Below are 11631 nucleotides of genomic sequence, written 5' to 3'. Positions count from 1 at the left end.
GCTGCCGATTATCGCGCAGGAGGCCTTGTCGCGCTTCGGCGCCGGCCCGGTCAGGACGATCCGCGAGCCGAAGCCGTTTGGATTGTCCTCCATCATCCCCGCGACCGGGTAGGCGGCCGGCTCGCAGCCCTTCTTGAAGACATAGGCGGTACCACTGATCCGCTTGCCGTTGAAGCGTCCCTCGAACAGCAAGGTTCCGGCGCGGACCGTGCCGGCAATCGCGGCCTTGGGCTCGTCATAGACGATCCTGCCACGAGCCTCGTCGACGAGGACGGTCGAACCATTATGGTTCCAGAGCGAGCCGTCGAGCCCCGCGGCCGAAGCTTGTGCGAATGTTGTTGCGAAGGCGATGGCGGCCAGGCTGGTGATGCGCTGCATGATGCTCCTCTCTGCTTGCAAGCTGCATAGCAGCGACGTGTAAGCAATCGGTCCGCTTGCGGCGCGCAAGTCGAGCGAGCGAATTCATCGATGATTAGGATGGCACGGCACGTGCCCGGCTGCGGCGGTTCGGCTGATGGACAGCGGTCAGGCAGGTCGCTATCGACGGTGCCGGGGAGCCGGTCCTTGAGCGCAGCCAAGTCCATCAGAGCAAGATCCTGGGTCGCGATAGTCGCGGCCTATGTGCTTGTGCTGCAGGGGCTTTTCGGCGCGCTCGTCTCCGGGCAGAGTCTCGCGCCGGCGCTGCTCGATCGCGCCGCGCATCTGACGCTGTGCGCTCCCGGTTCCGAGAGCGTGCCGGTGCCGGGGCAGGAGCCCGCGCCACATCTGCCGGCCTGCTGCCTGCTCGGCTGCGCCTGGGTCGGCGCGGCGTATGCGCCGCCCGACCGGCCGGCGCTCCTCGAGGAGGTCGAGGCCGGCGTCACGATCGTCGGCTTTGACGATCTGACCGAACGGCCGCTGCCGGGGCAGGAGCGGCTCGCCGCACGCCCGAGAGGACCGCCCATTCGGACCTGACGCCGCGGCGGCCTTGAGGCCGCTTCCGCCGCAATGACCGAATGCTCCGCCAGGCCAGCGCGCCGGCGGCATTTCGGCAGGTCCATTTCGGGAAACCCAGCCATGACCGCTCACGCGGATATCCGCACGCGCGCCGATGCCGGCCGCACCCTTGCATTATCGTCCGAATTCAAGGCCTTCATCGCGAGGCTGCACTTCTATTCCGGGCTGTTCGTCGGTCCGTTCATCCTCGTCGCGGCGCTGACCGGCACGCTCTATGTGCTGACGCCGCAGATCGAGAGTTTCATCTACCGCGAGCAACTGACGGCGACGGCTACGGGCGAGCCGGCCTCGCTCGCTGCGCAGGTTGCCGCCGCACGAACGCATATCGGCGAGGGGCCGCGCTTCTTCGCCATCCGTCCCGCGCCAGCCGCGGGCCAGACTACGCGCGTGATGTTCGCTCAAGCCGGTCTCGGCGATTCCGAAAGCCGGGCGATCTTCGTCGACCCGGTCTCGCTGGCGATCAAAGGCGACCTCATCGTCTACGGCACCAGCGGCATCCTGCCGTTCCGGACGCAGCTCGACTATCTGCATCGCAACCTGCTGCTCGGCGAATTCGGCCGCAACTACAGCGAGCTTGCCGCATCCTGGCTCTGGGCGGTGGTTCTGGGCGGCGTCCTGATGTGGTTCTGGCGGCGCCATCCACGAGCCGCTGAGCGGGCGCGGACGAACCCTGCGCTGCGCGACCGGCGCTGGCACGGGCTGATCGGGCTGACGCTGTCGCTCGGCCTCGTCTTCCTGTCGATCACCGGGCTGACCTGGTCGAAATACGCAGGCGACCGGATCGATGCGCTCCGGGCCAATCTCGGCTGGGTGACCCCTTCGGTCTCGCTGAAGCTCGGCGCGGCGCCCGCTACCGACGCCCATGCCCATCACGGCGATCATGGCTCGGCCGTGGGTTCGGACGCGCCTGGGAGCTTTCGACAGCTCGATGCGGCCTTTTCCGCCGCAAAGGCGGCCGGCATCGATTCTCCGCATGTCGAGATGCGCCCGCCCCGGGCCGAGGGGCAGGCCTGGCTCGTGCGCGAATACGATCGGAGCTGGCCGACGCAGGTCGACACGGTCGCGCTTGATCCGCGCGATCTCTCCGTCGTCAGCCGGGCCGACTTCGAGACTTTTCCGCTGATCGCCAAGCTGATCCGCTGGGGCATCGACGCCCATATGGGCATCCTGTTCGGCTGGCCGAACCAATTGCTGATGGCGGGGCTCGGCCTCGCGCTCGTCGTGACGACATTGCTCGGCTACCGGATCTGGTGGCGCCAGCGACCGGCGCCGGGCTCGCTGCCGCGCACGCTGGTCCAAGCCTGGCTGCGGCTTGGCTGGGCGGGCAAGGCGATTGCCGCCGTCGTTGCCGCGGGCTTGGGCTGGGCGCTGCCGCTGGTGGGCGTGAGCCTTGTGGCCTTCCTGCTCGTCGACATCGCCCGCTGGCGGTTGGCGCGAACGGCCTGAGCCTAAGCTCGATCCGGGGCGGCTCAGCCGCTCCGGATCACCGCCCTGATGCCGTCGATGACGAACTGTACCGCCAGCGCGGCGAGGATGACGCCGAGCAGGCGGGTCAGCACGACATTGCCGGTGACGCCCAGCAGGCGCGCGATCGGCACCGCCATCAGGAAGACGACGAGGCAGGAAAGGATCACCAGCCCGCAGATCGCGGCGAGCGAGGACAGCATCACGATGTCGCCGTCGGCGCGGCCGGCGAGCAGCATCATCGCGGTCAGGGCGCCGGGGCCGGCCATCAGCGGGATCGCCAGCGGGAAGGCGGCGACATTGCGGATATGGTCTTGGGTGATCGCGGTGTCGGCGGTCTGCTGCTTGCGCTCGTTGCGGCGCTCGAACACCATCTCGAACGAGATCCAGAACAGCAGGAAACCGCCGGCGATGCGGAAGGCCGGCAGCGAAACGCCGAGCGCCTTCAGCACGACATCGCCGGCGAGGCCGAAGAAGGCCATGATGCAGAAGGCGATGATGCAGGCACGCACCGCGACCTGCCGCCGCTCATTCGCCGACATGCCGCGCGTCAGCGACAGGAAGATCGGCGCCAGCCCCGGCGGGTCGAGCGTCACCAGCAAGGTGACGAGGGCGGAGGAGAGATATTCGGCGAACATGTCTCACCCCGAGCTTACTGCACTGCTCTTGTTGTCCTCTCGCCATTCCGGTGCTGCGCCGCGAGGCGGCTTGTCCGGAACGATGGCGCGATTCCGCGCTTGCCGGGGCACTCTAGGCTCGGCCCGCAGCACCCGTCACGCAGGAAACATGGCGAGATTGGGGAGCCGACGCGAAAGCGAATCAAAAACGCCTCGTAAGTCGCTGCGATGAAACGGTTTTATTTTCTCTGAATAGATTCGCGTTTTGCTGGCTTCATGCGCCGGAATCGGGTAGCCAGAGCGTTGAAAAACCAGCGGTAAACGGGACTTTTTCCCTTGAGCGAAGACAACGACGACAAGCGCGACGACGGCCCGCAGCCGGGTGGCGACATCAAGCCGATCGCGATCACCGACGAGATGAAGAAGAGCTATCTCGATTACGCCATGAGCGTGATCGTGAGCCGCGCTCTCCCGGACGTCCGCGACGGCCTCAAGCCCGTGCACCGGCGCATCCTGTTCTCGATGCACGAGAACAAGAACCTGCCCGACCGACCCTATACGAAGTGCGCGCGCATCGTCGGCGACACGATGGGTAAATACCACCCGCACGGCAATCTCGCGGTCTATGACGCGCTGGTGCGCATGGCGCAGGACTTCTCGCTGCGCCTGCCGCTGATCGACGGCCAGGGCAATTTCGGCTCGATGGACGGCGACAGCCCGGCGGCCGATCGCTACACCGAGGCACGCCTCGACAAGGCGGCGATGCCGCTGCTGGAAGATCTCGACCTCGACACCGTCAACTTCCAGCCGAACTATGACGGCAAGGAGCACGAGCCGACGGTCCTGCCGGCGCGCTATCCGAACCTCCTGGTCAACGGCGCCGGCGGCATCGCCGTCGGCATGGCGACCAACATTCCGCCGCACAATCTCGGCGAGGTCATCGACGCCTGCATCGCGCTGATCGACGAGCCCGAGCTTTCGATCGACGACCTGATCGCGATCGTGCCAGGCCCGGATTTCCCGACCGGCGCCCAGATCATGGGCCGCAGCGGCATCCATTCGGCCTATCACACCGGGCGTGGCTCGATCGTGATGCGGGCCAAGACGCATATCGAGGAGCTGCGCAAGGAGCGCGAGGCGATCATCGTCACCGAGGTTCCCTATCAGGTGAACAAGGCGACGATGGTCGAGAAGATCGCCGATCTCGTCCGCGAGAAGCGGATCGAGGGCATCTCCGACCTGCGTGACGAATCGAACCGCGAGGGCGTGCGCGTCGTCATCGAGATCAAGCGCGACGCCGTCGCCGATGTGGTGCTGAACCAGCTCTACCGCTTCACGCCGCTGCAGACCTCGTTCGGCGCCAATATGGTGGCGCTGACCGGCGGGCGGCCGGAAGTCCTGAACCTCAAGGACTTCATCTCGGCCTTCGTCGAGTTCCGCGAGGAAGTGGTCTCGCGGCGTACCCGCTACCTGCTCAACAAGGCGCGCGAGCGCGCCCATGTCCTGTGCGGCCTCGCCACCGCCGTCGCCAATATCGACGAGGTCATCCGGCTGATCCGCACCGCGCCGACTCCGTCCGCCGCACATGAGGCGCTGATGGCGCGCGACTGGCCGGCCGACGACATCGCGCCGCTGATCGCGCTGGTCGACGATCCGCGTCACCCGATGAATGCGGATGGTACCTACCGCCTCTCGGATGCGCAGGCCAAGGCGATCCTCGAGCTGCGCCTTGCCCGCCTGACCGCTCTCGGCCGCGACGAGATCGGCGACGAGCTCGAGAAGCTCGCCAAGGAGATCGCCAACTATCTCGACATCCTGCGCTCGCGGGTGCGCATCCAGGAGATCATCAAGACCGAGCTCCTGGAGGTGAAGACCGCCTTCGCGACGCCGCGCCGCACCGAGATCCACGATTGGGGCTCGGATCTCGACGACGAGGACCTGATCGCCCGGGAGGACATGGTCGTCACCGTCTCCCATGCCGGCTACATCAAGCGCGTGCCGCTCTCGACCTATCGGGCGCAGAAGCGCGGCGGCAAGGGCCGCTCCGGCATGTCGACCCGCGACGAGGATTTCGTCACCCGCCTCTTCGTCGCCGACACGCATACGCCGATCATCTTCTTCTCCTCGCTGGGCCAGGCCTACAAGGAGAAGGTCTGGCGGCTGCCGCTTTCGGCGCCCAATGCGCGCGGAAAATTCCTCAACAACATGCTGCCGCTGGACAAGGACGAACGCATCACCACCGTGATGCCGCTGCCGGAGGACGAGGAGAGCTGGGGCCGGCTCGACGTGATGTTCGCCACCAAGACCGGCAATGTCCGGCGCAACAAGCTCTCCGACTTCGTCCAGGTCAACCGCAACGGCAAGATCGCGATGAAGCTCGACGAGGGCGATTCCATCGTCGACGTGCAGATCTGCTCCGAGCATGACGACGTCCTGCTGACCACGGCCGAGGGCCAGAGCATCCGCTTCGCGGTGCCGGAGGTGCGCGTCTTCAAGGGCCGCGACTCGACCGGCGTACGCGGCATCAACCTCGCCAAGGGCGACGAGGTGATTTCGCTCGCGATCCTGCACCATCTCGATGCGACGCCGGACGAGCGGGCCGCTTACCTTAAGCTCGCTTCGGCGGCGCGCCGCGCCGTGACCGGCGACGGTGACGAGGCGGCCGCGCCGGTCGCCGATGCGGAAGAGGCTGCCGGCGACATCGAACTCGGCCAGGACAAGTACGCCGAGATGGGCGCGTCCGAACAGTTCATTCTGACGGTGTCGGAAAAGGGCTACGGCAAGCGCACCTCGTCGTTCGAGTACCGGGTCACCGGGCGCGGCGGCAAGGGCATCACCGCAATGGTCGTCAATGAGCGCAACGGCAAGCTGATCGCCTCGTTCCCGGTGACCGACACCGACCAGATCATGCTGGTCACCGATGGTGGCCAGGTCATCCGGATCCCGGTCGAAGGGCCCAAGCCGATCCGCATCGCCGGGCGCTCGACCCAGGGCGTCACCATTTTCGACACGGCCGAAGGCGAGAAGGTTGTCTCGGTCGAGCGTATCGGCGAGGAGTCCGAGGAAGAGGGCGAGGCCGGCGAGACCGAGAATGGCGCAGGTGAGGAGCCGGCCGGGGAGGCGTGAGCCTCCCTATCGGCTTCTCCTAACATTCTCCCGTTCTTGAAAGTGCGGGTCGTCCCCGGCGAAGCGGAGCGAAGAGCCGGGACCATTCCGCAACCTCTTCGGACGGGCTCCGGAATGGAGCCCGGATCGGCGCGGCTTGCCGCTTGTCCGGAATGACTCGGATGTGGAGAGTGATAGGCGCTCAGCGCAGCAGCGGGATCGCGTGGCCAATCGGCCGCAAGGCCGCATCGATCTCGGGCGTGAAGGCGGCGCCGAAGAACGGGCCGCGCAGGTCGAAGGGAACCCGCGTTGAGGTCGTCGTCGAATTCAACGCGCCGTTGAGGTCGAGCCAGCGCCGGGTGAGATCGGCAGTGCCGTTGAGGACGACAGTGTAGCCGGAGCCGGCGATCTGCGTGTCGGTGATGTAGAGCATGCCGAGATTGGCGAGCGCCGAGAGCTGCAGTGTCTCGAAGGTGCTCTTTCCCTGGCGCCAGTCGCGCGCGGAGGTCGGCGGCTTTTCCGCCTTGCGCAGCAGGTCTGGGAAGGCGATGCCGCGGAATTCGCCCTGCCGGATTGTCAGTCCGGCGCGGCCCGTCAGCGAACTCACCACCTGTTCCAGGCTGTTGCCGACGCCATCGAAGGCGAGTTGCCCGGTCGCGGTGCCGCTGAGGCGGGCGAGCGTCGGCAGGTCATCGGCGACCAGAGCGAGATTCACCTTCTCGAGGCCGAGCTGCAGCTTGACGTCAGCGCCGGCGGCGACCGGTGTGGCGAGGACGCGGGCGCGAGCCGAGCCGCCATAGGCCGAGGCGCGCAGGAGCGACGCCTCGAAGCGGCCCTTGCGGATCAGGAGCTGGGCCGCGAGATCCCCGAACCGGGCCGTGCCGATCCGGGCGGAATCGAGGGACAGGCGCAAGTCGACATCATTGGTCGTCCAGCCGTCGAACTCGAGCGGTGTGCCGGCGTTGTCACCGTTGCCGGTCGGGGCCTGCGGTTCGGCCTGGCGCAGCAGGCGCCCGAGATCGAACTCGGCGCCGGCGAGCGTGCCGGAGAGCGCCCAGTTCGGCATGGCGCCGTCGAGCTTGAGAGCGCCCTCGAGTTGGTCGCCGTCGACCATGGCGACGACCGAGTCCAGCGCGACGCTGCTCTGGTTGATCTGGGCCTGCGCGGTCAGCTCGACCTGCCGGACGAGCGAAGCGATGCGCGGACGCGGGCCGATCCAGGCCAGGGCATCGGACAGCGATTTCGTGCTGAACTCGATCTGGCCACTGGTCGCATTCTGGGCGGCCGAGCGCGTGCCGTTGAGACGCAGGTTCAGCAGGCGCGAGCCAAGCGAAAAGGCGGTGCGGGCCCGCTCGCCGGCTACCGGCCAGAGGATGTCGACCTTGGTGGCTTCGCCGCGCCAGGTGAAGGAGCCGGCGAGCGCGACCGGAGCCTGCGCCGTCCGTTCCTCGATCACCAGGTTGACGTCGCGCAGCGTCGTCAGGACCGTACGGTCGGCGCGCATCATGACGCTGCCGGAGGTCAGGATGAGCCTGGTCTGGCCATCGAGCCGTGCGAGATAGCCGAGGACGCGATCGAGCCAGCCGGCATATCCGCCGCCGGATTCGTCGGATGCGACGTCGATCTCGGGGGCGACAAGATCGATGCGGTCAAAGTCGAGCTGGCCTGTGAGCAATGGGAGAAGGCGGGCGCGGGCGCGCAGGCGCGCCGCCTTGCCGGCGAGCACGCCCTGCGGATCGGCGAAGGTCACGTCGGACAGGCTGATCCGAGGCAGCGGGAGGATCGCGATTTCGGCCCGGCGCAGCCCCGTCACCTTGAGGCCGGTACGGGTCTCGATGCCGGCGACGACGGAGCGCTCGACCTGCGACACCGCGAGATTCCACGACCGCAGCCCGAGGGTGAGCAGCAGCGCAGCGGCCGCGGCGAGGCCGATCAGGAGTGCGCGTCGTGACATGGCCTGGTGTGTGGCCTTCATCTGCATAACGGCGGGGGCCCGTCGTCAGGCAATCCGATAACGCGAGCGATTCGACCGGCGGCCGGCATATCGTCGCGGCAAGGGTTTAGTCCTCCGGCCGGGGAATGTCGAGTTCGCGCCCCCTCCGGACGTCGGAAAGGCGGGGAAACATCTCAGTTTTCGCGTGAAACCGACGTTTGCTCACCTGCGCGGGCGAGTCTCAGCGCCGGATAGATGCCGATCGCCACGATCAGCAGTGCCGCCAGCGCGCCGTCCTCGAAGACGCCGCGGGCGGCGTGGCCGTAGACCACCGTGGCGAGTGTGTCGAAGTTGAGCGGGCGCAGCAGCAGCGTCGCCGGCAGTTCCTTCATGCAGTCGACGAAGACGAGCAGGGCCGCGGCGGCGACGGCCGGGCGCATTAGCGGCCAATGCAGCCGGCGCAGCAATTCGCGCCTGTCGGCACCGAGCGAGCGCGCGGCATCGTCGATGCGCGGCGAGATGCGGGCATAGCCGCTCTCGACCCCGTTCACGGCAATGGTCAGGAAGCGCACGAGATAGGCGATGATCAACGCAGCGCCCGAGCCGAGCAGCAGCAGGCCAGGGCTCGCGCCGAAGAGCGCGCGGCTCGCATCGGCGACGACATTGTCGAAGGCGGCTAGCGGCACCAGCAGCCCGAGCGCCAGAACCGTGCCGGGTAGCGCATAGCCGAGCGAGGCGATGCGGGCGAGCAGCGGCAGGGCGCGCTCGCGCCCGAGCCGCAGCGCGGCGGCGATGCCGATGCCGATCGCGACGATCAGCGCCGCGGCGAGCGCCGAGATCGCGACGGTGTTGGCGAGTGCGCGCCAGAGCGTCGGATCGGCCTGGGCGACGAGGTCGCGGCGCCACAACTCGCCGAGCAGGTAATAGAGCGGCAGCACTGCCCCGAACAGCGCCGGCAGGAAGCAGGCGAGCGACGCGATCCAGCCGCGAGCGCCGGAGAGCCGGATACGGCCGACCGGCCGCGGCCGCTTCACGGGGAGTGCGAAGCGTCGTGCTCCGCGCGTGCGCGCCTCGGCGGCCATCAGTCCGACCACGACAAGCAGCATGACACAGGCGATCTGGGTGGCGCCGGCCAGCGAGCCGCGATTGATCCAGGTGGTATAGACCGAGATCGTCAGCGAGCGGACGCCGAGATATTCGCTGGCGCCGATGTCGTTCAGCGTCTCGAGCAGAGCGAGCGTCAGGCCGGCGGCAAGGGCGGGGCGAGCCATCGGCAGGCCGATGCGCCAGAACAGCGGCCAGCGCCTTGTGCCGAGCGTGCGGGCGGATTCGATCAGCGCGGCGCTCTGCATAGAAAAGAGCGCGCGCACGCTGAGATAGACATAAGGGTAGAGCACGATCCCGAGGATGAAGACCGCACCCGGCAGGTTGCGCGGATCGGGAAACCAGTAGTCGCGCAGAGAGCGCCAGCCGGTGAGCGCCCTGAGCGTGCTCTGGAACGGTCCCTGGAAGCCGAGGATTTCGACGTAGACGTAAGCGGTGATGTAGGTCGGCAGCGCCAGCGGCATCACGAGCAGCCATTCGAGGCTGCGGCGGCCGGGAAACTCATATTGCGTCACCAGCCAAGCCGCGCCGGTGCCGACCGCCCCGCAGAAGAGTGCGACGCCGGCGAGGAGCAGCGCAGTGTTCCAGAGCGCGACGGGCAGGACGTTGGCAGCCAGGTGCGGCCAGACCGTCAGCGCCTCGCGCGACAATGCGGTGAAGGCGAGCGCCAGCACCGGCAGCGCGACCAGGCAGGCGGCGGCGGCCGTCAGATAGACCAGACGCGTCGACGGCCGCCAGCGAGCTGGCGGCCGTTCTGGATGTGCTGCGGATGCGCTCAGGCTCAATTGTCGAAGCCGGCCTTGTCGACCAGCTCGGAGGCGGCCTTGCGGTTCTTGGCGATGTCGGCGAGCGGCAGCTTGTCCGGGGTGACGGCGCCGAGCAGCTTCACGGCCGCGGCTTCCTTGACGTCGGCATTGACCGGGAACTCGAAATTGCCGTCGGCATAGATGTGCTGCGCCTTCTCGCCGAGCATGTACTCGATCAGCTTGACGGCGTTCTCCTTGTTCGGCGCGTGCTTGGCGATCGCGGCGGCCGAGACGTTCACATGGGTGCCGCCATTGGCGAAGGTGGTCTTGAGCGGCTTGATCGCCTCGTACCAGCCCTTCTGCTCGTTCGTCGCCTTGCTCATCAGCCCGATATAGTAGGTGTTGATGATGGCGATGTCGCACTGGCCCGAGAGGATGTCGCGGGCGACGTCGCGGTCGCCGCCGCCGGGCTTGCGGGCGGTGTTGGCCTTGAGCGCCTTGAGATAGGCTTCCGTCTTCTCCGCGCCGTGATGGCCGAGATAGGCCGAGAACAGCGCCGTGTTGTAGGGGTGCTGGCCCGAGCGGATGCAGAACTTGCCCTTCCACTTGGGATCGGCGAGGTCCTCATAGGTGATCGCGTCCTGCTTGACCCGGTCCTTGGAGACGATGACGATGCGGGCGCGCTTGGTCAGCGTGATCCAGTTGTCGCCGGCGCCGCGCAGCTGGGCCGGCACGATCTTGTCGACCAGCGCCGACTTGACCGGCTGGGTGACGCCGGCATCGGCCGCTGCCTGGATCTCGCCGACATCGACGACGAGCATCACGTCGGCCGGGCTGTTGGCGCCCTCGGCCTGGATGCGCTGCTGCAGGCCGTCCTTGAGAAAGACCGCATTGACCTTGATGCCGGTGTCCTTGGTGAAGGCCTCGATCACCGGGTTGAGCAGAGCCGGCTCACGCGTCGTGTAGAGGTTGACGCTCTGCGCAAGGGCAGGGGCGGCCAGCAGGCAGGACGCCAGGGCTGTCGCGGCGAGCGCTGTGCGGATGGTCATGGTTCGCTCCTTCGGGCGGGGGCTGTGCAAATCGGCCATTCGGGAGGGAGCGGTAGTGCGGCAAATCCAGGCGGTCAAGGGAATATCCCTTTCATTTCAATGTGTTATATAGGTTCTAAACTGGCTTCTTATTTGATGAATTCTAATCTATGTAGCCTCAAAGGCACGGCAGCACTGCACTCGGCATCGGCCCGACGGTTCAAAAGTCACAGCACTTCAATGATTTGGCGGGAAGGGGCGCTGTTCCTGAGGCAGTTCGGGTCGGCGCCTGCCGAACTGGCGGTATTCACTTGATCTCTGGAACATCCGGCGTGGTGGCGGGATCGTGAGCACCGAGCAATGTGTGGCTGCACGCTGGGGTTGCAGGTGACGGCGCTTTCGATGCCGTGGCGAGCCCTGGGGACGTGACTTTTCTACAACATCGGCAGCTATTGCAGCGTTGCGGCGGCGGGCTGCCACGATTGCCGCGAAGCCGCCACAAAGCGGCCCCAGCTGCAAACTTCAGTAACTATCTGAGATACGGAAGAATTAAGCCCCCTCAGGCAGGATGTGGAGCAGAAAAATGCTCGCGGCCGGCTCAGGGGCGGGTGATTGCACCAGCGGGTGGCGGCGTGGCA

At 67.0% G+C, this 11631-nt stretch carries 7 protein-coding genes and 1 pseudogene; 3 read left to right on the top strand and 5 right to left on the bottom strand.

What is annotated here, in order from left to right; translation table 11 throughout:
- Positions 1 to 378: pseudogene (locus tag CXY91_RS09595) on the bottom strand (hypothetical protein); the annotation flags it as partial.
- A 186-nt stretch (positions 379 to 564) separates the two neighbouring features.
- Here CXY91_RS09595 and CXY91_RS09590 point away from each other — a divergent pair.
- Positions 565 to 954, top strand: coding sequence for a hypothetical protein (locus tag CXY91_RS09590; protein WP_091828563.1), 390 nt, complete (start codon positions 565 to 567; stop codon positions 952 to 954).
- Between the two features lie 102 nt (positions 955 to 1056).
- Positions 1057 to 2442: a PepSY-associated TM helix domain-containing protein gene (locus tag CXY91_RS09585; RefSeq protein ID WP_100960711.1), complete on the top strand. Its 1386-nt coding sequence runs from the start codon at positions 1057 to 1059 to the stop codon at positions 2440 to 2442.
- Between the two features lie 23 nt (positions 2443 to 2465).
- Here CXY91_RS09585 and CXY91_RS09580 read toward each other — a convergent pair whose 3' ends face one another.
- Entirely contained in the window at positions 2466 to 3098 is a 633-nt protein-coding gene (locus tag CXY91_RS09580; RefSeq protein ID WP_100960709.1) for a MarC family protein, read from the bottom strand.
- A 315-nt stretch (positions 3099 to 3413) separates the two neighbouring features.
- On the opposite strand from CXY91_RS09580, the gene gyrA reads away from it, so the two are divergent.
- The gene (gyrA, locus tag CXY91_RS09575; RefSeq protein WP_282569369.1) at positions 3414 to 6203 is read left to right on the top strand and encodes a DNA gyrase subunit A; all 2790 of its coding nucleotides are present in this window, start codon (positions 3414 to 3416) and stop codon (positions 6201 to 6203) included.
- Between the two features lie 181 nt (positions 6204 to 6384).
- Here gyrA and CXY91_RS09570 read toward each other — a convergent pair whose 3' ends face one another.
- From CXY91_RS09570 to CXY91_RS09560, 3 genes are all read right to left on the bottom strand, one after another.
- Positions 6385 to 8136 carry an AsmA family protein gene (locus tag CXY91_RS09570; protein ID WP_158673337.1) on the bottom strand — a complete coding sequence of 584 codons (1752 nt, stop codon included), beginning with the start codon at positions 8134 to 8136 and terminating at the stop codon, positions 6385 to 6387.
- Between the two features lie 173 nt (positions 8137 to 8309).
- Positions 8310 to 10004 (bottom strand): ABC transporter permease, encoded by a 1695-nt coding sequence (locus CXY91_RS09565; protein WP_248307412.1) that lies wholly within the window; start codon positions 10002 to 10004, stop codon positions 8310 to 8312.
- On the bottom strand, positions 10001 to 11014 hold the full coding sequence (locus CXY91_RS09560) for an extracellular solute-binding protein (protein ID WP_091828571.1): 1014 nt from the start codon (positions 11012 to 11014) through the stop codon (positions 10001 to 10003). The genes CXY91_RS09565 and CXY91_RS09560 overlap by 4 nt, the downstream gene beginning before the upstream one ends.
- Between the last annotated feature and the right edge of the window lie 617 nt (positions 11015 to 11631).

The organism is Allobosea sp. FBZP-16 (assembly GCF_002831785.1).
In the GTDB taxonomy this organism is placed as follows: Bacteria; Pseudomonadota; Alphaproteobacteria; order Rhizobiales; family Beijerinckiaceae; genus Allobosea; species Allobosea lupini.
Note: the sequence above shows the minus strand (reverse complement) of the source record. Positions and strands in the feature narration are given on the sequence as shown.